Origin of the sequence: Streptomyces cyanogenus (genome assembly GCF_017526105.1) — a bacterium.
Taxonomy (GTDB): Bacteria; Actinomycetota; Actinomycetes; order Streptomycetales; family Streptomycetaceae; genus Streptomyces; species Streptomyces cyanogenus.
This window is the reverse complement of sequence record NZ_CP071839.1, coordinates 550611-571412: the sequence shown is the minus strand read 5'-3', so window position 1 is coordinate 571412 and position 20802 is coordinate 550611. Positions and strand designations below refer to the sequence as shown.

Annotated in this window: 19 protein-coding genes; 12 read left to right on the top strand and 7 right to left on the bottom strand. The window is 74.4% G+C overall.

Annotated elements, in window-relative coordinates:
- The first annotated feature begins 189 nt into the window (after positions 1-189).
- The 4 genes from S1361_RS02475 to S1361_RS02460 all read left to right on the top strand — a co-directional run bounded on the left by S1361_RS02475 (position 190) and on the right by S1361_RS02460 (position 5695).
- Positions 190-1797, top strand: coding sequence for an adenosine deaminase family protein (locus S1361_RS02475; RefSeq protein ID WP_208030197.1), 1608 nt, complete (start codon positions 190-192; stop codon positions 1795-1797).
- A 200-nt stretch (positions 1798-1997) separates the two neighbouring features.
- Positions 1998-2654, top strand: coding sequence for a maltokinase N-terminal cap-like domain-containing protein (locus tag S1361_RS02470; RefSeq protein ID WP_208030196.1), 657 nt, complete (start codon positions 1998-2000; stop codon positions 2652-2654).
- Positions 2655-2916: 262 nt separating this feature from the next.
- Entirely contained in the window at positions 2917-4770 is a 1854-nt protein-coding gene (locus S1361_RS02465) for a M1 family aminopeptidase (protein ID WP_208030195.1), read from the top strand.
- 106 nt (positions 4771-4876) lie between these two features.
- On the top strand, positions 4877-5695 hold the full coding sequence (locus S1361_RS02460; RefSeq protein ID WP_425086580.1) for a lysozyme: 819 nt from the start codon (positions 4877-4879) through the stop codon (positions 5693-5695).
- Between the two features lie 13 nt (positions 5696-5708).
- On the opposite strand, the gene S1361_RS02455 is transcribed toward S1361_RS02460, so the two are convergent.
- Positions 5709-6197, bottom strand: a complete 489-nt coding sequence (locus S1361_RS02455; RefSeq protein WP_208030193.1) for a MarR family winged helix-turn-helix transcriptional regulator — start codon at positions 6195-6197, stop codon at positions 5709-5711.
- Between the two features lie 57 nt (positions 6198-6254).
- Here S1361_RS02455 and S1361_RS02450 point away from each other — a divergent pair, with 57 nt between their 5' ends.
- A complete protein-coding gene (locus tag S1361_RS02450) occupies positions 6255-7082 on the top strand; it encodes an alpha/beta fold hydrolase (protein WP_243769047.1) in 828 nt (275 codons plus the stop codon).
- 355 nt (positions 7083-7437) lie between these two features.
- Positions 7438-7953, top strand: coding sequence for a molybdenum cofactor biosysynthesis protein (locus S1361_RS02445; protein ID WP_208030191.1), 516 nt, complete (start codon positions 7438-7440; stop codon positions 7951-7953).
- Positions 7954-7992: 39 nt separating this feature from the next.
- Here S1361_RS02445 and S1361_RS02440 read toward each other — a convergent pair whose 3' ends face one another.
- Both S1361_RS02440 and S1361_RS02435 read right to left on the bottom strand, forming a co-directional pair.
- Complete coding sequence (locus S1361_RS02440) at positions 7993-9099, bottom strand: FUSC family protein (RefSeq protein ID WP_208036407.1); 1107 nt, start codon at positions 9097-9099, stop codon at positions 7993-7995.
- 453 nt (positions 9100-9552) lie between these two features.
- Positions 9553-11571, bottom strand: coding sequence for a heavy metal translocating P-type ATPase (locus tag S1361_RS02435; protein ID WP_208030190.1), 2019 nt, complete (start codon positions 11569-11571; stop codon positions 9553-9555).
- A 100-nt stretch (positions 11572-11671) separates the two neighbouring features.
- Between S1361_RS02435 and S1361_RS02430 the strand changes: the two genes are divergently transcribed.
- Entirely contained in the window at positions 11672-12070 is a 399-nt protein-coding gene (locus S1361_RS02430) for an ArsR/SmtB family transcription factor (RefSeq protein ID WP_208030189.1), read from the top strand.
- A 244-nt stretch (positions 12071-12314) separates the two neighbouring features.
- On the opposite strand, the gene S1361_RS02420 is transcribed toward S1361_RS02430, so the two are convergent.
- The 4 genes from S1361_RS02420 to S1361_RS02405 form a co-directional block, all read right to left on the bottom strand.
- On the bottom strand, positions 12315-13487 hold the full coding sequence (locus S1361_RS02420; RefSeq protein WP_208030188.1) for an AI-2E family transporter: 1173 nt from the start codon (positions 13485-13487) through the stop codon (positions 12315-12317).
- Between the two features lie 281 nt (positions 13488-13768).
- Entirely contained in the window at positions 13769-14230 is a 462-nt protein-coding gene (locus tag S1361_RS39815) for an ANTAR domain-containing protein (protein WP_208030187.1), read from the bottom strand.
- A 147-nt stretch (positions 14231-14377) separates the two neighbouring features.
- Positions 14378-14812 (bottom strand): DUF2267 domain-containing protein, encoded by a 435-nt coding sequence (locus S1361_RS02410; RefSeq protein WP_208030186.1) that lies wholly within the window; start codon positions 14810-14812, stop codon positions 14378-14380.
- Between the two features lie 185 nt (positions 14813-14997).
- The gene (locus S1361_RS02405; RefSeq protein ID WP_208030185.1) at positions 14998-15489 is read right to left on the bottom strand and encodes a DUF1360 domain-containing protein; all 492 of its coding nucleotides are present in this window, start codon (positions 15487-15489) and stop codon (positions 14998-15000) included.
- 162 nt (positions 15490-15651) lie between these two features.
- On the opposite strand from S1361_RS02405, the gene S1361_RS02400 reads away from it, so the two are divergent.
- The 5 genes from S1361_RS02400 to S1361_RS02380 all read left to right on the top strand — a co-directional run bounded on the left by S1361_RS02400 (position 15652) and on the right by S1361_RS02380 (position 20757).
- The gene (locus tag S1361_RS02400; RefSeq protein ID WP_208030184.1) at positions 15652-16932 is read left to right on the top strand and encodes an FAD-dependent oxidoreductase; all 1281 of its coding nucleotides are present in this window, start codon (positions 15652-15654) and stop codon (positions 16930-16932) included.
- Positions 16933-17212: 280 nt separating this feature from the next.
- Entirely contained in the window at positions 17213-17737 is a 525-nt protein-coding gene (locus S1361_RS02395; RefSeq protein ID WP_208030183.1) for a hypothetical protein, read from the top strand.
- 153 nt (positions 17738-17890) lie between these two features.
- Positions 17891-18259: a hypothetical protein gene (locus S1361_RS02390; RefSeq protein WP_208030182.1), complete on the top strand. Its 369-nt coding sequence runs from the start codon at positions 17891-17893 to the stop codon at positions 18257-18259.
- 66 nt (positions 18260-18325) lie between these two features.
- On the top strand, positions 18326-20197 hold the full coding sequence (locus tag S1361_RS02385) for a hydrogenase maturation protein (RefSeq protein WP_208030181.1): 1872 nt from the start codon (positions 18326-18328) through the stop codon (positions 20195-20197).
- Entirely contained in the window at positions 20194-20757 is a 564-nt protein-coding gene (locus tag S1361_RS02380) for a hydrogenase maturation protease (RefSeq protein WP_208030180.1), read from the top strand. Before S1361_RS02385 ends, S1361_RS02380 begins: the two co-directional genes overlap by 4 nt.
- Positions 20758-20802 lie beyond the last annotated feature (45 nt).

Genomic DNA, 20802 nt, shown 5'->3' with positions numbered 1-20802 from the left:
CGGCACCGGGGGAGCGGACGCCCCGGTGCCGCGGACCTGTTCCCGAAACCCGCCGAACAGGGGCAGGGGGCGGCGCCGGGCGCAGGGGTGCACCGGCGGGGCGCCGGTGCGTCACCCGGTCGGGTGCTCTCCGGCCGGTACGTACCGGATCAGCGCACACTGTTGTGATCTTTCCGTGATCATCCCCCTGTGAGTCTGCAACGTCGAAACGCCCTGCGCCGCCGTGCCGTTCCGGCCGCACTCGGCACCCTCAGCGTCCTGTCCCTGCTGTCCGCCCTGCCCGCCGCCGCCCAGCCGGAACCGGCGGAGCACCGGCCCGCCGCGCCTCCGCCCCGGCAGGTCACCGTGGCGGAGGCGCGCACGGACGCCCGTCTGCGCTCCCTGCGCGACCGGCCCGCGGCCCTGCGCGCGTTCTTCCGGGAACTGCCCAAGGGCGGAGACCTGCACAACCACCTCTCCGGCGCGGTGTCCACGGAGTACCTGATCGAACTGGCCGCCGAGGACGGGCTGTGCGTCGACACCGCGACACTGACCGCGGTCGCCCCGCCCTGCGGCGCCGGCACCCGGCCCGCCGCCGACGCCCGCACCGACCGCGCGTTCCACGACGCGCTGGTCCGGGCCTGGTCCATGCAGGACTTCCCGCCCGACGAGAACGGACACGACCACTTCTTCGACACCTTCGGCAAGTTCGGCGAGGTCACCTGGCGGCACCGGGGCAGGATGCTCGCCGAGGTCGCCGACACCGTCGTACGCAACAACCAGGTCTACCTGGAGACGATGGTCAGCCCCGCCTCCGAGGGCGCGAAGGACCTCGCCGCACAGGTGGGCTGGGACGACGACCTCGCCGCGCTGCACCGCAGGCTGGTCGCGGACGGCAAACTCGACCGGGTGGTCGCCGCGGCCCGCAGGGAGGCCGACGACGGCGACGCCGAGTTCCGCGCCGCCGAGCGCTGCGGCACCCCGCAGGCCCGGCCCGGCTGCGACCTCACCGTCCGCTGGACCTCGCAGGCGTCCAGGGGCGGTTCGCCGGAGCGGGTCTTCACCCAGCTGGCCCTCGGGATGCGGCTGGCCGAGGCCGACCCGCGGTTCGTCGCCGTCAACCTGGTCCAGCCCGAGGACTGGGACAGCTCCCTGCGCGACTACCGCCTCCAGATGCGCATGGTCGGCTACCTGCGCACCCAGTACCCGAAGGCCCATGTCACCCTGCACGCCGGCGAGCTGTGGCCCGGGCTGGTCAAGCCCGAGGACCTGAAGTTCCACATCGCGGAGGCCGTGGGCGTCGCCCGGACCGAGCGCGTCGGGCACGGTGTCGACCTCGTCCACGAGGACCACTGGCAGCGCACCGCGCGCACCATGGCGGACCGTCAGGTGGCCGTGGAGGTGCCCTTCGCCAGCAACGCCCAGATCCTCGGCGTCAAGGGCGCCGACCACCCCTTCACCACCTACCGCCGCTACGGCGTCCCGGTCGTCCTCGCCACGGACGACCCCGGGGTCTCCCGGATCGACATCAGCCACGAGTACCAGTACGCGGCCGCCACCTACGGCCTGAGCTACCCCGAGCTGAAGGACCTGGCCCGCGCCTCCCTGGAGTACGGCTTCCTGCCCGGCGCGAGCCTGTGGCAGGACCACCCCGTCACCACGGGCTACCGGCCGGCCTCGGCCTGCCGGACCGAGCACCCGGGTCTGCCCGTGCGCGGCGCGTCCTGCCGGCACCTGCTCGCGCAGAGCGCGAAGGCCCGCCTCGAGTGGCGTCTGGAGACCGCGTTCGCCGCCTTCGAAAAGGCCCACAGGGACTGATCCTCCCGCCGAAGCGCCCGGTGTGCCGGTGGCCGGGGCACCTGCACACCGCGGCCGCCCGGCGTCGGGCCGCCGTCCGCGCCGCCGCCACCGCGACGGCCTGCCCGGAGGGTGCCTTCGGGGCCGGGCGGGCGGCGGTGCGCGAGGATGTGGAAGGCTGAACAGGGTTCCGCATCCGCACCAGGGAGGTTCCCACCGGCATGGCCGTCATCCACCACACCACCCTGAAGCCCACCAAGCTCGAACTGCTCACCGACTGGCTGCCCACCCGCCCCTGGTACCGGGGCGGTACGGACGCGCCCGTGCTGGAGAAGTCCGGTGGGTTCCGGCTGGACGACCCCGAGGGCGAGGTCGGCATCGAGTTCATGGTGGCCACCGACACGGCGAGCCCCGAGCGGACGGCCTACCTGGCGGCGCTCACCTACCGCGGGGCGCCGCTGGAGGGGGCCGAGCACGCCCTCATCGGCACGATGGAGCACGGGGTGCTGGGCAAGCGCTGGGCGTACGACGGCTGCCACGACCCGGTGCTGGTCACCGAGTTGCTGGCGCTGATCGAGGGCCGCGCCCAGGCGATGGCCCAGAGCATCTCCGACACCCCCGACCACGAGGTGAGCCACGCCTTGACCGGCGCGCCGCTCGGGGCGGCCGGCTTCACGCCCGAGCCGGCCGACGACGAGGACGGCACCCGCATCCCCGTGCCCGGGGGCGCGGTCCTGCACGTCCACCGGGTCCTCACCCCCGTCGCCGAGAACCCGCCCCTGCCGCCCCAGGACGCCCTCGGCCACGTCGCGGCCGGCTGGCCGGGCCCGGACGGCGCGCGGCTGCAGGCGGTCTTCATGACGCTGCGGACCGCCTGATCCACAGGCCGCCTGCCGCCCGCCGTTTGTGGAACGGCGGGCGGCAGCGGCGTGTTGGGGGTGCACCCACACCTCCGGGCCTGGCATGGACCGGTCAAATCTGTCACTCTTTTCGGCAGTCGCCGCCCCAACCCGAGAACGCGGCGACGGGCTCCCCGGCACCCTGATCGCGCAAGCCCCGTCCGCGACCGCCCGGCGCACCCCAGCCGGCCAGGCGGCCCCAGAGCAGGCCGGAATCCCGGCCGCCACGAAGGAGTAGCGTGTGAGACCGACCCCCCACAAGGTCCTCGGCGCCGGTGCGCTCACCGTCGTCGCGGTGGCCGCCCTCGTGCTTCCCGGCACCCCCGCCACCGCCGGTCCGGCCACGGCCGCCGCCTGCACCCCGGCCCAGGTGGTCGCCAACGGCGGTTTCGAGAGCGGCACTTCACCGTGGACCGCGTCCTCCTCCACCGTGATCACCAGCCGCTCGGGGCAGGCCGCCCACGGCGGCAGCTCGTACGCCTGGCTGGACGGCGTCGGCGGCACCCACACCGACACCCTCGGCCAGAGCGTGACGATCCCGTCCGGATGCGGCAGTGCCACCCTGACCTACTGGCTGCACATCGACACCGCCGAGACGACCTCGTCGACCGCCTACGACAAGCTCACGGCCAAGCTCGGCAGCACCACGCTGGCCACCTACTCGAACCTGGACAAGAACACCGGCTACGTGAAGAAGTCGATCGACGTGTCCTCCTTCGCCGGCCAGACCGTGAACCTGTCCTTCACCGGCACCGAGGACTCCAGTCTCCAGACGAGCTTCGTCCTGGACGACATCGCCCTCGACACCGCCGACGGCACCACACCACCGCCCACCGGCGCCACGCGGACGCCGGCCGCACCCGCGTACACCGTGAACCTGAGCAGCGACACCAGCGGCACCGTCTGGACCGGGCACGAGAGCGTCACCTTCACCAACGCCTCCGCCACCGCGCTCGGCGAGGTCTACCTGCGGCTGTGGGACAACTACCACGGCACCTGCGACGCGATGCCCGTCAAGGTCGGCAACGTCACCGGCGGCACCGCCGGCGCCCTCTCCGTCGCCTGCACCGCCCTGAAGGTCGACCTGCCGAGCCCGCTCGCCCAGGGACAGAGCGCCACCATCGGCTTCGACCTCGGCATCACCGTGCCCAGCGGCGCCGACCGCTTCGGGCACGACGGCGCGTTCAGCTTCGTAGGCAACGCCCTGCCCGTCCTCGCCGTCCGCGACGGCGCGGGGTGGCACCTGGACCCGTACACCAACAACGGCGAGTCCTTCTACTCCCTGGCCGCCGACTTCAAGGTCACCCTCGACCACCCCAGCAGCCTGCTGGTCCCGGCCACCGGCACCTCCACCGACACCCCCGGCTCCAGCGGCCGCACGGTCACCACCGCCACCGCCACGAAGGTCCGTGACTTCGCCTGGGCCGCCGGCCCCTTCACCAAGATCTCCGGCACCTCGGCCGCCGGCGTCCCGGTGAACGTGTACTCCGTCTCGGGCATCAGCTCCTCCAGCGCCCAGTCGATGCTCAGCACCGCGAAGACCGCCGTGGACGCCCACGCCGCCCGCTTCGGCGCCTATCCGTACGGCGAACTGGACGCGGTCATCGACAACAACTACTGGTTCGGCGGCATGGAGTATCCCGGCTTCGTCCTCGACGTGGTCAGCACCACGGCGCTCACCCACGAGATCGGCCACCAGTGGTGGTACGGCATCGTCGGCGACGACGAGTACACCAGTCCCTGGCTGGACGAGGCGTTCACCGACTACGCCACCGACCTCGCCCTCGGCAAGACCGGCAGCAACTGCTGGAACAGCGTCTCCTGGGCATCCGCCGCCGAGAAGATCACCAACTCCATGGGCTACTGGGACGCGCACTCCTCCCGGTACTCCACCGTCGTCTACGGCTACGGCAAGTGCGCCCTGCACGACCTGCGGCGCGTCCTCGGGGACACCGCCATGGCCAAGCTGCTGAAGGACTACGCGAGCGCCCACTGGTACGGCGTGTCCACCACGGCCGAGTTCAAGGCGGCGGCCCAGGCCGCCACGAGCACGGATCTGACCTCCTTCTGGACGCAGCACCGCATCGAGGGGTGACAGACACCCGGATGGGTCAAACACCGGCCACGGAAGCCTTCGTTGGGCGGTACCCGGGGTGCGGGACGACCCGGCCCCGGGTCGGATGGGCTGTGTGCGAAGCCTCATGGCCTTTTTCCGTGGCCGGTCCCGCCTGTGTCTCACCGGCGCCCTGACCGGTCTCCTCATGTTCCTGTCCAGCCCCCCGGCCGCGTCCGAGCCGTCGGGGGGCGCACCCGAGCGCGGCAGCGCCTACATGGGCATCGGTGTCCTCGCCCACGACGGCGAGTCCGGCAGCCCGCCCCCGGCGGCCCGCGCCTCCCAGACCGAGGGCGTGGACGTCTCCAGCCACCAAGGCGACGTCGACTGGCAGACGCTGTGGGACAGCGGCACCAGATGGGCGTACACCAAGGCCACGGAGGGGACGAGCTACACCAACCCCTACTTCACCCAGCAGTACGACGGCTCGTTCGACCTGGGCATGGTCCGTGGCGCCTACCACTTCGCCACCCCGGACACCGCCGGCGGCGCCGCCCAGGCCGACTGGTTCGTGCAGCACGGCGGCGGCTGGTCGAACGACGCCAAGACCCTCCCCGGCGCCCTCGACATCGAGTGGAACCCGTACGGCGACGCCTGTTACGGCAAGTCCCAGAGCGGCATGGTCAGCTGGATCCGCGACTTCCTGAACCGCTACAAGTCCCGCACCGGCCGGGACGCGGTCATCTACACCGCCACCAGCTGGTGGACCGAGTGCACCGGCGGCTACGACGGCTTCGGTGCCACCAACCCGCTGTGGATCGCGCGCTACGCCTCCACGGTCGGGCCGCTGCCGGCGGGCTGGACGTCGTACACGATGTGGCAGTACACCTCCAGCGGCGCGACGGTCGGCGACCACGACATCTTCAACGGCTCCCAGGACAGGCTGCGGGAGTTCGCCACCGGGTGAGCGCCGGGCGGGCTCAGTCCACGTCCACGTCGGCGAAGAGCGCGTGCATCGCGCCGAGCACCCGCACGCAGGCGTCGACGTCCGCCATGGTCAGGTCGCCGCCCACCCGGCGCAACAGCTCGTGCTCGCGGGCCCGTACGGCCTCGATCGCCGCCCGGCCCGGCTCGGTGAGCCGGATCAGCGAGGACCGGCGGTGCGCCGGGTTCGGCACGCTCTCCACCAGGTCCTGCCGTGCCGCGTCGTTCACCATGCGCTGCACGAACTGGCGGCTGAGCGCCTGGGCCCGGCCCATCTGCGGGACCGTCATGGGCCCCCGGGCGCGCAGCAGATCGAGCACCGCGCGAACGCCGACGGACAGGCCCTCGATCGGTGCCGCCTCCTCCACCTTGCGCTGCACCCGCCGGTACAGCGGCCCGACCAGGTCGAACACCTCGGAGAGGCGCTCGGCCAGCTCGTCCGGTGACGGGTCGGCGGGGGCGGGGGCGGTGCGGTCGTCACTCATGGGACCAGGATGACACCTTGGTTGCCAACGCGGGCCAAAAATGACACCTTGGTTGTCATGACTGTCGACTTGGGATCCACCCCCGTCCGCACCCTCCAGACCGCCGACGGCCGCCTCGCCTACCGTGAGGCCGGCACCGGACAGCCCCTCGTGCTCCTGCACGGCGGCTTCACCGACCACCGCATGTGGGAGCAGCAGATCCCCGCCCTAGCGGCGACCCACCGGGTCATCGCCTGGGACACCCGGGGCCACGGCGCCTCCGACAACGCCACCCGTCCCTTCCGGCAGGTCGACGACCTCGCCGACCTGCTCCGTGGGCTCGACGCCGCTCCCGCGATACTCGTCGGCCTGTGCATGGGCGGGGGCATCGCGGTCGACTGCGCCCTGGAGTACCCCGAGCTGGTCCGCGCGGTCGTCGTCAGCGGGGTCGGCACCAGCGAACCCGTCTTCGAGGATCCCTGGGTGCTGGAGGTGATGGCCGAACAGCAGCGGGCCCTGGCCGCCGGCGACCTGGACGGCTGGGCCGACGCGTTCGTGCGCTGGGCGGTCGGTCCGCACCGCGACCTGTCCGAGGTCGACCCCGACGTCACGCGGCTCGTACGCGAGATGGGCCTGACCACCCTGGGCAAGCACACGCCCGACGAGCCCGACCACCGCGTCCCCGTCACGGACACCTGGGAGCGCGTGCCCGGCATCAAGATCCCGCTGATCGCCCTCAACGGTGCCCTGGACACCGCGGACCACCTCGCCATGGCCGCCCGCCTCGTGGACCTCGTACCGGGGGGCCGCTCCGTCGCCATCCCGGGCGCCGGGCACTACCCGAACATGGAGAACCCGGCCCGCTTCAACGCCGAACTGGCCGCCATCCTGGAGCAGTTGCCGTAACACCTCCACCCGGCGGAGCCGGAGTCCGGACGCGACCGTACACAGGCGCGGGCACTCGGCCGGTCCCGGAGCGGGCTCGGCGGCGGTGCCGTGCGGGCGCTTACCCGGGGCGCGGGGGGACGGCAGGGAGGGCGCCCTGTCCCTTGGGGGCCGGGGAGGTGACGGCTGGGGACCGGGGAGGTGACGGCGGAGCCGTGCGGGGCGCTGATCCGCGACGAGCGGCTGGTCGCGTACGCCGCGGCCCGCGGGGCCGAACACCCGGCTCCGGGACGATGCCACGACGCCACGATCCCCGTGTCCGAATGGCAGCCGGACCGCTCAGGGGGCGAGGGGGAGCGCCGGTTAGGCTCGACGCGTGCCGCACGTCGAGATACTCCAGCTGCTGGTCTCCCCGGTGCACCGGCTCGCCGGCCGGCCGGGCGACGGCCTGCCCGAGCTGCCGCCCGGCGAACTCGTGACGACGGCCGAGGTGCGCGCGGGCCTCGGCATCGTCGGGGACCGGTACTTCAACCACCCCGCCCACCGCAACGCCTCTCTCACCCTCATGGCGGCCGAGCGGCTGCCGCAGCCGGGGCCGTACCCGGCCGACCTGCTCCGCACCCGGCGCAACGTCCTGCTGCGCGGGGTCGACATCGACGCCTGCATCGGTACGACCGTCTTTCTCGACTGCGGCACCGGACCGGTCTACCTGGAGGTCCGCAGCGCCGCCCGGCCCTGCGCCTGGATGGACTCCACCCTCGGCCCCGGCGCCCAGCGCGCCCTGCGCGGCGGCGGGGGAGTGCGCTGCCGCCCGCTGACCGACGGAGTCCTCACCGTGGGCCCCGCCCTGTTCGGGGTGGGCGCACCGGGGGAGCCGGCGCACCGCGGGTGAGCGCCGGGTGCCGGGTGCGGCGGCCGACCGGGGCCGCGCTCAGGCGGCCGAGGCGGCCAGCTGGTCGGCCAGCCGGTGGGCCTGCGCGAGCAGCGCGCCGTAGGTGGCGACCTCGTCGGGGTCGTCCGTCGTGGAGCGGACCAGGTCCCGGCGCAGGTCCGTGAGGGTGTCGCGCAGTTCCGCCACGGCATCGCCCAGCTGGTCCTCGCACGCGTCGCCGAACCGGCTGTGGCTGTACAGCCGCAGCGCGCGGGCGGTCCGGCACAGGAACTCCGCGTACTTCCGGGCGGGCCCCGGATGCGGCCGGGGCCCCCGGCGGTCCTCGGCGGCGGCCTCCAGCACCGTGCGGGTCACCCCGGCGGTGTGCACGGCCGCGTAGTCCAGCACCACGAGGGCGTCGTCGTACCCCTTGCCGTCCGCCGGCACGGTGCCGGTGCGGCGCCGGCGCAGGTTGACGCGCAGGCTCTCCCGGCTCCACTCGACGGAGGAGCGGGCCTGCTCCACCAGTCCGCGCAGCCGCAGGGCGCGCTCGTGCCAGGCACCGGCCTCCTCGGCGTCCCAGCGTCCCGCGGCCAGCCCGTCCGCGACGTCCCGGAGGATGTCGTGGGCCTCCTCGGTCGCGTCGCGCAGCACGGCACGGGTGTCGCGCAGATACAGCGGCGGCCGGACCAGCGCGTTCACGGTGATCCCGACCACCGCCCCGAACAGCGCCTCGGCGAGCCGGGCCGCGGAGGTGGCGACGGTGACGGGGCCGCCGGTGAGGACGAACAGGGCGCCGGTGGCCGCGTAGATGCCCTGACTGCCCAGGCGCCGCCACTGGCCGAGCAGCATCGCGAGGGGCAGCACCACCGCCATCGCGGCCACGGTGCTGTGCAGCAGCAGTCCGACCGCGGTGGCCGCCACGGTGCCGGCCGCGATCGCCGCGAGCTGCTGCAGGCCGCGCGCGATCGACCGGTACACGGTCGACTCCACGAGGACCACCGCCACCCACGGCGCGACGAACGCCACCGGCGCCCGCAGCCACCAGCCGGCCACCGCCCAGGCCACCCACGCGGCCAGCGCCGCCTTCCCGGCCTGTACGGCCAGGTCCCGCTCCCGGCCCGGTCCCGCCCAGGCCCGTCGTGCCGCGTCCACCGCCGCGGACAGGTCATGCCGTACGTTCTGCCAGGTCAGTCGTATTCCACGCACGGCGATCCGGGTGCCACTTCCGGCGCCGTCCATGCCGCCGGATGCCGGGGACGGTCCGGTCAGACGCGGTCCGTGCCGCCTGCCGCCACGTGGTCTCGCCTCCGATCAGGCGCGCGGTCCGTGCCGGTCGGGGCGGCTTGGTGCCTTGTGGTCTCGCGTAGTAGTCGCTGCCTGTTCAGGCGTGGTCCGTGCACCGGTCCGGGACGTCGGTGTCATGGGGTCTCGCCCCCGGTCAGGCGTGCTCTGTGCCGGTCCGGGCGGCCTGGTGCCATGTGGTCTCGCGCAGCAGCCGCAGACCGTTCAGGCGCGGTCCGTCCTTGCCCGGGCTGCCTCGCGCCACGCGGTCTCGCCTCCGTTCAGGCGCGGTCCGTGCCGATCCGGGCCGCCTGCGCCACGCGATCGTGCCCCTGGTCAGACGCGGTCCGTGCCGGCCTGGGCGGCCTGGTGCCACGCGGTCTCGCGCAGCAGCCGCAGACCGTTCAGGCCGACGAGGACCGTGGAGCCCTCGTGACCGAGGACGCCGAGCGGCAGCGGCAGCGTGCCCGCGAGGTCCCAGACGACCAGGCCGGAGATGAAGACCGCCGCGATGACGAGGTTCTGCACGACCAGCCGGCGGGCACGCCGGGACAGGGAGACGACGGCGGGTACCGCGGCCAGCTCGTCCCGCACGATCACCGCGTCGGCGGTCTCCAGCGCCAGGTCGGAACCGGCCCGGCCCATCGCGACGCCGGTGTGCGCGGCGGCCAGCGCGGGTGCGTCGTTGACACCGTCCCCGACGACCAGCAGCCGGCGGCCGGCGTCCTGCCGCTCGCGTACGGCGGCCACCTTGTCCCCGGGCAGCAGCCCGGCCCGCACGTCCCGGATACCGACCTCACCGGCCAACCGGGCGGCGGCCCGCGGATTGTCGCCCGTGAGCAAGATCGGACGCACCCCGGTCAGCGAGGTCAGCGCGGCGACCGTGCCGACCGCATCCGCCCGCACCCGATCGGCCACCCCGAGCACCCCGGCCGCGACCCCGTCCACCTGGACCACCATGGCGGTACGGCCCCCGGCTTCGAGCTCTGCGACCACGGCACCGGCGGCCCGGCCGGTCACCGGCACCGCGGCGGCCGCCGGACCGTGCGGCGTCTCGCCCAGCAGGCGGGCCGGCGCGCCCACCCTGACCGTGCGGCCCCCGACCGTGGCGGTCACGCCGATGCCCGGTGCGGAGGCGAAGCCGTGGGCGGTGGGGACGGCGAGGCCGCGGGCGCGGGCGGCGTCCAGCACCGCCCGGGCCAGCGGGTGTTCGCTCGGGTGCTCGGCCGCCGCGGCGAGCGTGAGCAGCTCCCCCTCGGTCAGGCGGCCCCCGGCCAGCGGTACGACGTCCGTGAGCTGCGGGGTGCCCTCGGTGAGCGTGCCCGTCTTGTCCAGCGCCACCGCGTCCACCTGGCCGAGGCGTTCCATCACCACGGCCGACTTCACCAGTACCCCGTGCCGGCCGGCGTTGGCGATCGCGGAGAGCAGCGGCGGCATGGTCGCCAGAACGACGGCGCACGGCGAGGCGACGATCATGAAGGTCATGGCCCGCAGCAGCGACCCGGTCAGCGCGCCCCCGAAGGCGAGCGGCACCGCGAACACGGCGAGCGTGGCCGCGACCATGCCGAGCGAGTACCGCTGCTCGACCTTCTCGATGAAGAGCTGGGTCGGCGCCTTGGTCTCGGACGCCTCCTGCACCATGCGCACGATGCGGGCGATCACCGAGTCGCCGGCGTCCCGCCCGACCCGCACGCGCAGCGCGCCGGTGCCGTTGAGGGTGCCGGCGAACACCTCGTCACCGGGCTCCTTGGCGACGGGCAGCGGTTCACCGGTGATGGTCGCCTGGTCGACCTCGCTCGTCCCGTCCAGCACCCGGCCGTCGGCGCCGATCCGCTCCCCGGGCCGGACCAGCACCGTGTCGCCGACGGTGAGCTGTGCCGGCGCGACGGTCTCCTCCGTGCCGTCGGCACGCAGCCGGGTCGCGGTGGCGGGGGCGAGGTCCAGCAGGCCGCGCACCGAGTCGGCGGTGCGGGCGGTGGCCAACGCCTCCAGCGCGCCCGAGGTGGCGAAGATGACGATCAGCAGCGCCCCGTCCATCACCTGCTCCACGGCCGCCGCTCCCAGCGCCGCCACGACCATCAGCAGGTCCACGTCCAGGGTCTTGTCGGCCAGCGCCCGCAGCCCCGCCCACGCGGGCTCCCAGCCGCCGGCCGCGTAGGCGAGCGCGTACGCCGCCCCCCAGGTCCCGCCGGGCGCGCCGGTGAGCTGGAGGGACAGGCCGAGCAGGAACAACACCGTGGCCGCCGCAGCCCAGCGGGCCTCGGACAGCGCGAAGACCCGGGTACGCCCGCGCAGGGGCGGTTCGGTGCGGGCGGCCCCGGTACGCAGGGGGCGGTCGGTGAGGACGGAGGACATGACGAGGGAACCCTTCGGCAGGGCGGACGACGGGCAACGAGCCCTCACCATACAGGTACATATGAATAAGTCTTCAAGTGTCGTCTGTATGATGACGGCCATGGGCCATGGAGCAACTCCCGCGCGGACAGCGGTTCCCCGCACGCGCCTGGACGCGGACAGCGCCGCCCGCGTGGCGACCACCCTCCAGGCCCTCGCCACGCCCTCTCGGCTGCTGATCCTGTCCCGGCTGCGCGAGGGGCCGTGCGCGGCCACCGAGCTCGCCGCCGAGGTCGGCATGGAACAGTCCGCGTGCTCGCACCAGTTGCGGCTGCTGCGCAATCTCGGCCTGGTCGTCGGCCGCCGCCAGGGCCGCTCGGTGATCTACGCCCTGTACGACGGCCACGTCGCCGAACTCCTCGACCAGGCCGTCTACCACATCGAACACCTGCGTCTCGGCCTGAGCGACGGCGTGGACGCCGGTCTCCCGGAGGAGACACCGTCCGGCACCGCCCGTTAGCCGGTTCACCACGGGGCGCCCGGCGCCATGTGTTCGCCGCGGGCGTCGTCGTGACCGCGGGCCGACGCGCACCCGTCTGCGTGGACGGGCTGGTCTTCGACCGCCTGGTGAACGGCGGGAGCGTGCAGGAGGAGGAGATCCGCGGGCTCGTCGCCGCCGCACTGCGCTGACCCGTACGACTACGACGGCTCCGTACGTCAGGGTGGGTACGGCTACGACGGCGCCGTGCGTCACGGTGGTACGGCTACGGCGGTACCGCGCGCAGCGCGCTCAGTACCGCCCAGGCCACCGACACCAGCGGGACCGCGACGACGGCGCCGATCACGCCCGCCACGATGCTGCCCGCGATGACCGACACGGCCACGACCAGCGGATGCAGCCGTACCGCCCAGCTCATCACGAGCGGATGCAGCACATGCCCCTCCAGCTGGCCGATCACCACGATCAGCACCAGCACGCCCGCCGCCGTCAGCGGCCCCCGTCCGGCCAGCGCGACGATCGTGGCCACCCCGAGCGCGACCGGCGAGCCCACCAGCGGCACGAACGCCGCGAAGAACTCCAGCAGTGTCAGCGGGAGCGCGAGCGGCACCCGCAGCACCAGCAGGCCCACGCCCACGAGCACGGCGTTGGTGGCGGCCACGATGATGATGCCGCGCGTGTATCCCGAGAAGGTCCGCCAGGCCGCCCGCCCCGCCCGGTCCCACACCGCGCGGGCGCCGCTCGGCAGCAACCGCTCGCGGGCCCAGCCCCACAGGCGCTCGCCGGAGTGCAGGAAGAAGACCGAGGCGAAGAGCGCCAGCACGCCGCCCGTGACCAGCTCCACCACCCGGCCCAGCTCGTCGACCGCGCTCGTGAGCAGGGACGCCCGGTGCTCGGAGACATAGCGGGTCACCTGGCGTTGCAGCGTGGAGAGCGCACCGGGCCCGAGCCGGAACGGCGGCCGTTGCAGCCACTCCTCGATGCGGTGGACTCCGCCGCGGAACTCACCGGCGAGCCGGGCCGACTCGTCGGCCACCGAACTGGCCACGAGCGCGAGCAGGCCCAACAGCAGCACCAGGCTGCCCACCAGGGACACCGCCACGCTCAGCGGCCTCGGCAGGAACCGGGCGAGCAGGTCGGTCAGCGGGCGCAGCACCGACGTCACGACCAGCGCGAGGAACAGTGCGACGGCGATGAGCTGGAAGTTGCCGAGGACGATGAACACGCCGTAGACGGCGGCGCCGACGAGGATCAGCCGCCAGGCGTAGGCGGCGGCGACCCGCAGCCACGGCACCGTCCGCTCGGCCGGCGGCACCCGCGGCTCCGCCCGGGGCGGGGCGGGCAGCCGTACGGAGTAGGCCGGCCGGCTGCCCAGCACCGTGCCTCCGGCCCGGCGCGGACGGTTCCGCCCGGTAGCCCGCCGGCGCGCATCGTCCACCGCTCCCGCCTCCTCTCCGCCCGCCCGGCTGACGGCCGGTCACCTCCACAGCACCGTAAGCACATGTCGCGGAAGCGGCGCGCGGAGCGCACCCGCGTGGCAGAACGCGTGGCGGTACCGGTACGGCGCGCACCGACGAGCCGGACGGGCATGGTGCGCTCACAGCACCTTCACAACCGGCCGGGGTGGAGGCACCCGGGTCCGGGGCACCCGCCGGGGTGTCCCCGGCAGGGAGGGGGAACCCCCAGTGATCATCGTCGCGCTTCTGCTGCTGCCGGTCCTCAGCGTGCTGCTGTACGGGCTGGACCGGGTCGAGGACCGGTGGCTGTCGCGGCCCCCGTCGGCCCGTCGCCCCCGGCACCGTCGGCCGGCGCGGGCAGGCCGTCAGTGAGCGCCCGGGCGTCCTCGTCGCCCGGGCGGTAGCGGGCGACCGCCTTCCCGAGTTCGAGCCGCTCGGACTCGGGAAGCGTCCCGCCCTGCGCGTACTCCAGGATGTGCTCGGCGACCGTGCGCAGCTTGACGTTCGTGCGCTGGGAGACGTCCCGCAGCGCCCGCCAGGCCTCCTCCGGGGCCAGCTGTCCCAGGACGACGACGGCACCGATGGCCTGGTCGATCACGGCGTGGGAGGTGACGGCCCGCTGGAGTTGCCGGTTCTCCACCCCCAGGCGGTGATACTCCGACGCGAGGTCGGTGGCCGAGAGCAGGACCAGCGGCTGATGCGGGGAGAGGGCGAAGAAGGCCATGGAGCACCTTTTCCGATGGGGGGCGTCACTGCCACGCCTGCCCGCGGTGGGCGCTTGCACACGCATCCAACCGGCATCGCGGATTCCGGCGGCAGCGTGCCGTCCCCCGGTGCGCCGCTCCTCACTTCGTGCGCCCGTCTCCCCGTGTCAGCCGGAAGTCCAGGTGTCCTGGGTCGCCCGCTCCACCGGCAGCAGCTCGCGGATGTCCGCGGGCAGCGCGTGGGCCATCCGCTCGGTCAGTTCGGGGGCGAGCGCGGCGTCCAGCACCTCCATCACGGCGGCGGCCTCCCGCAGCGCCGTGTCCTCGTCGGTGCCGGCCCGCACGGCGATGCGCCCGGCGAACGCGGTCAGCCCGAACCGCTCGCCCGCCTTGCCGGAGTCATGAGCGGCGGACGCGTCGGCCGCCTCCCGCATGGCCGCCGCCATGTCCGGCGGCAACTGGGCGGCCACGTGCCGGGCCAGTCCGGACGGCAGCCGTTCCGACAGCGTGCTCACGACCGCGTGCGCGGCTCGCTCGGCCGTTCCCCGGTCGGGCAGCTGGGCCAGCGCCTGCACCTTTCCGATCATCTCGTCGTGCCTCATGAGACCGGTCCCTTCCGCACGAAGTGCCGACGGCGCGCCCGCGCGCAGCGGCACCCGTCGAGTACCCCGCACCCGCCGCCGGTCACCGGTGACGGCGTACGGCCCCGGGGGCGTCGGCCGTCCGTCGCGGCCGGCCGGTGACGCGAGCGCCTGCCGAGCGGAACCCGCCGCGGCGGTCCCGCGGCTCACTCCTCGACCGTCCGCTGGGTCCAGGTCCAGGCGTACTGGAGCCAGTCCGACACGGTCAGCGCGCCCAGGCCGCCGCAGACCAGCCGGGTCAGCCGGGGCGCCGCCGCGTAGGAGCACACCAGGGCGCCGGTGGTCCAGGCGGCGGTGCAGAACGGGCAGGACAGCAGATCGCCCGTGGCCCGGCGCAGCCCGCTGCCCCGGCTCTCCTCGATGACCTCGTTGCCCTGTCCCTCGCCCGTGCGGCGGGTGAACGGCGCCCGGATGAAGCTGGTGACCTTGTCCTTGGCCAGCAGCCGCGACGCCTTGTACGACGCCGCGCCGAGCAGCGCCACGTCCCAGGGCGGCACCTGCTGCGGCAGCTGCACTCCCCGGCGCCGGGCCACCAGCGCGAAGGCGCCGGCGCTCGCCGCGAAGACGGAGGCGAGGGCCGCGTATCCGCCCAGCGGGACCTCGTCCCGGTCGTCGTAGCGTGCGGTGTCCGCGGTCATGAGACCTCCTCGACCTCCCGGCTGCGTGTGCGGGCCTTCACGAGCGCACCGAGTTCCCGCCGACGCACAGGCGACACGTGACTTCCGGGGCAGGACGGGTATGGTATTCATCGGATGATGAATTATTGAGGTGCCTTGGCTGCTCCGAAGGGCGGGACCGCAATGGAGAAGACCACCTGCTGTGTCGTGGGGGGCGGTCCCGCGGGCATGGTGCTCGCCCTGCTGCTGGCGCGGGCCGGAATCCAGGTGACCGTCCTGGAGAAACACGCCGATTTCCTGCGCGACTTCCGCGGCGACACCGTCCACCCCTCGACCCTCGCCCTGCTGGACGACCTGGGGCTGGCCGAGTCCTTCGCCCGGCTGCCGCAGCGCCGGGTGCGCACCGTCCAGTTGCCCCTCGGACCCGGCCGCACACCGGTCACGGTCGGAGACCTCTCGGTCCTGCGCGGCCCCCACAACTACGTCGCGATGGTGCCCCAGTGGGACCTGCTGGACCTGCTCGCCGACGAGGCCCGGCGCGAGCCGTCCTTCGAACTGAGGATGAACACGGAGGCGACCGCCTTCCTGACGGAGTCCGGACGGGTGACCGGGGTGCGCTACCGCACCTCCGACGGCCGCACCGGCGAACTGCGCGCCGTCCTCACCGTCGCCTGCGACGGCCGAGGCTCACTGGCCCGCTCCCTGCCCGAACTGCGACTGCGCCGCTTCACCTGCCCGATGGACGCCTGGTGGTTCCGCCTGCCGCGCCGGGACACCGACCCCAGCGGACTGGTCGGCGGCGCCGGCGAGGGCTTCCTCACCGCGATGATCGACCGGGGCGACTACTGGCAGTGCGCCGCGCTCATCCCCAAGGGCACCGACGCCGAGCGCCGCGCCGCCGGCCTCGACCGCTTCCGGACCGCCTTCGCCGCCGCCGTCCCCTGGATCGCCGACCGGACCGACGCCCTGCGCTCATGGGACGACGTCAAGCTGCTCGACGTCCACCTCGACCGGCTGCGCCGCTGGCACCGACCCGGTCTGCTGTGCATCGGCGACGCCGCGCACGCCATGTCCCCGGTCTTCGGCATCGGGATCAACCTCGCCGTGCAGGACGCCGTGGCCGCCGCCCGGCACCTGACCGAGCCGCTGCGCCGCGGGGCCGTGCGCCTGGACGACGTACGCGCGGTTCAGCGCCGCCGCAGGCCCACCACGGTCGCCACCCAGGCCCTGCAACGCGCCGCCCACGCCCGCTTCATCGCCCCGGTCCTGAGCGGCCGGCCGCCGCTGGGCGACGCCGACCGGGCCCGGCGCCTCGCCGCCCTGGTCACCGGATCCCCCGTGCTGCGCCGCCTCCCCGCGTACTTCATCGCCTACGGGGCCCTGCGGGAACGCCCGCCCCAGGCGGCGATCCGCCGGCAGCCGGGTCAGGCACCGCGTGCCGACAGCTCCCGGGGCGACGGCTGACGCGGCCGCGTCCGTCCGGCGTGCGTCAGCTCACAGGGACCTGGTGGCATGTCGGCCGCGTCCGTCCGGCGTGCGTCAGCTCACAGGGACCTGGTGGCACGTCGGCCGCGTCCGTCCGGCGTGCGTCAGCTCACAGGGACCTGGTGGCACGTCGGCGCCGCCCGTCCGGCGTGCGTCAGCTCACATATGACCTGGTTCGCACGCCCTCCCGGCCGTGCCCGGTGCCGGGCTACCGTTGCGTCGAGCCCCTGTACCCCTTCGCCCCTCGGACGGCCCGGCTGTGCTCACTGACCTGTCCCCCCTGATCGCCGCGACGGCACGCTGGCTGACGGCGGCCTACCCGCCGTGCGGCGGCGCGCTGGCCTCCGCGCTGTGCGAGGCGCAGGCCCGGCAGGCGGTGACGGTCGCCGCCTGGCTGCGCTACCCCACCGAGATCGACGCCGGCCTGGTCACCATGGCCGGTCCCGGCGGCGCGGCCCGCCTCGACTGGATCACCGGTGCCGAACCGGCCGACGACCACCCGGCCGAGGACTGGGCCTGGCGCACCTGGGTGGACGAGGTCGTCGCCAGCTGGGCCGCCGCGCTGCTCACCGACGCGGAGCTGGCCGGGCTGGCCGTCGCCGCGCTGGCCGAGGGCGAGCACACCGTGGCGCCGGTCGAGTTCCGCCGGCTGCTCACCCCCGACGACGGCGACCACCGCGCCGCCGCCCTGCTGCGCCACCCGGACCTGCTGGCCCCCGTGGCCGGCCTCCACCGCGACCAGCTCCTCGACCGCCTGACCCCGGGCCGCTCCCTGGCGGCCTGAGACCCGGTGTCGCACGCCCCGGCACGGGGTACTGCGGATCCCGACGCGGGGAGGCCGGCCGCCGGAGCGAGGACGCCGCCGCGGGCACGGCCGTACGACACCCGGACGGGGGCCGGCCCCCGGGGTGCGCCCGCCGTGGGGAAAGGCTCGGCCATGACCTTCAAGAATCCCGTCCACCGCGGCGGCCCGCGCCGCGGCCGGTTCGACCAGTTCGCCGAATACGCCTCGAACTTCACCAGCTCACCGCTGTTCTTCCTGTTCTGCCTGCTGCTCGTCGGCTTCTTCGCCGCCTCCCACCTCGCCCATCTGCCGATCGAGCTGCTGCTGCTCGCCGGAGAGTCCATGACGGCGGTCACCCTGCTGCTCCTGGCGCTGCTGAAGAACGCCGAGGTGCGCGCCGAGCACGCGATCCAGCGCAAGCTCGACGCGATCGCCGCGGCCCTGCTGGAGGCGCACCGGGACGACCGGAGCCAGGCGTACGAGGATCTGCGCAATGCGATCCGGATGGAGGAAGAGACCTGACCCGGGGCGGCGAAACGCCGCAGCGGTTCTTCCCGGCACCCGGCCGAGCGACGACCATGCCGTGTCATGGACATTCTGCTCGTCGCCAGCGCGTTCAACAGCCTCTCCCAACGCCTGTACGCCGAACTCTCGGACCACGGGCACCAAGTGGACGTCGTACTCGCCGCGCAGGGCCCCGACCCGGTCCGGGCCGCCGTGCGCGAACTGCGCCCGGACCTGATCGTCGCGCCGATGCTCCGGACGGCCCTGCCCGAGGACGTCTGGCGGGAGCACACCTGCCTGATCGTGCACCCCGGCCCGCCCGGCGACCGCGGCCCGTCCTCGCTGGACTGGGCCATCGAGAGCCGGGCGGCACAGTGGGGCGTCACCGTCCTGCAGGCCGAGGCCGGGATGGACGCGGGCCCGGTCTGGGCGGCCGAGCCGTTCCCGGTACCGCCCGTCGGCAAGAGCGACCTCTACCGCAACGAGGTCTCCGACGCCGCTGTCACCGCCGTCCTGACGGCCGTACGGCGCTACGCCGCCGGCGACCACAAGCCGCTGCCGCAGACCGACGCGTCGGTCACCGTCGTCTGGCGCGACCTCTACCGCCAGGAGCGGCGCCGGATCGACTGGGAGCGGGACGACACCGAGACGGTCCTGCGCAAGCTGCGCGGCGCGGACTCCCAGCCGGGCGTCCTCGACGAACTCCTCGGTCACGAGGTGTTCCTGCACGGCGGCCACCCCGAGGACCGGCTGCGCGGCCGCCCCGGCGCCCTGCTGGCCCAGCGCGCGGGGGCCGTCTGCCGGGCCACTCGCGACGGCGCCGTCTGGATCCCGGAACTGCGCCCCCGCAGGAACTCCGGCGACCCGGCGCCCTTCCGCCGGCCGGCCGCCGCGGTCCTCGCCGCGTACCAGCCGGGCCTCGCACTCCCGGAGATCCCCGTCCCGCCGGACACCCCGCCCGGCCGGCGCACCTGGAGCGACATCCGCTACCGGCAGCGCGGCGACGTCGGCTTCCTCGGCTTCTCCTTCCCGGGCGGCGCGATGAGCACCGACCAGTGCCGCCGACTCCTCGCCGCCTACACCGAGGCGCTCACCCGCCCCACCCGCGTCCTCGTCCTCGGCGGCAACCGCGACTTCTTCTCCAACGGCATCCACCTCAACGTGGTCGAGGCGGCCCCCGACCCCGCCCAGGAGTCCTGGACCAACCTCAACGCCATCGACGACCTCGTGGAGGCCGTGCTGCGCACCACCGACCGGCTGGTGGTGGCCGCGCTCGCCGGCAACGCGGCGGCCGGCGGCGTCATGCTGGCCCTCGCCGCCGACGAGGTGTGGTGCCGCACGGGCGTCGTCCTCAACCCGCACTACCGGCGCATGGGCCTGTACGGCTCCGAGTTCTGGACGTACACCCTGCCGCGCCGCGTCGGACCGGAGCAGGCCGAGCGGCTCACCACCGAGGCGCTGCCGGTCAGCGCCGCCCGCGCGGAGCGGCTCGGCCTCGTGGACCGGCTCGTACCGGCCGCACCCGGCGACTTCCCGGCTCAGGTGGAGCGGCTGGCGGCCGGGCTCGCCGCCGCCCCGGACCTGGAGCAGCGGCTCGCCGTCAAGGCGGCGGCGCGCGCCGCGGACGAGCGGCAGCGGCCCCTCGCCCGCTACCGGGAGGACGAACTGGCCCGCATGCACGCCATCTTCTTCGACCCCGAGGCCCCCTACCACGCCCTGCGCACGGCCTTCGTCCGCAAGACCCCGGGCGGCTCACCCCGCCCCCTCGCCACGCCCGGGCCCCTCGGCACGCCTGGCTCCCTCGCCGCGCCCGAGCCGCTCGCCACGCCCGCGTCCCCCGGTACGCCTGGCTCCCTCGGTACGCCTGACTCCCTCGGCACGTCCGGGCCGCTCGCCGCGCCTGGCTCCCTCCCCGCGCCCGGGTCCCTCGGCACGGCCGCCGGAGAGCTGCGGTGACGCCCCGGCTGCTGGTGGCCGGCGTCGGCAACATCTTCCTCGCCGACGACGCCTTCGGCCCCGAGGTGATCCGCGCCCTCGAACCCCGCCCCCTGCCGCCCGGGGTGCGGGTGCGCGACTACGGCATCCGCGGCCTGGACCTCGCCTACGACCTGCTGTCCGGGTACACCACCGCCGTCCTCGTCGACGCGGCGCCGCGCGGCCACCGCCCCGGCACCCTCTCCCTGATCGAGGCCGAACCCCCCGACGGCACCGTCCCGCCCGAAGCCCACGGCATGGACCCGGCGAAGGTGCTGGCCCTGGCCACCCACCTGGGCGACGAGCCGCTGCCCCGGGTCCTCGTCCTGGCCTGTGAACCCGGCGTGCTGCCGAGCGACGACGACCTCCTGCCCGGACTCAGCGCGCCGGTGCGGGAAGCCGTCGGCCGGGCCGTGGACGCGCTGCACTCGCTCGTCCCCGCCCTGCTCGCCGATCCCGCCGGACCGCTGCCCCCGTTGGGCCGCCCGGTGGAATCCGGGACCGCGCACCCGGCTGCGCTGCCCGGTACGGCGCCCCGCTGAGCCGAAGATCGGTGGGACCCCGGGCAGCGCAGGACGCGGCCCGGG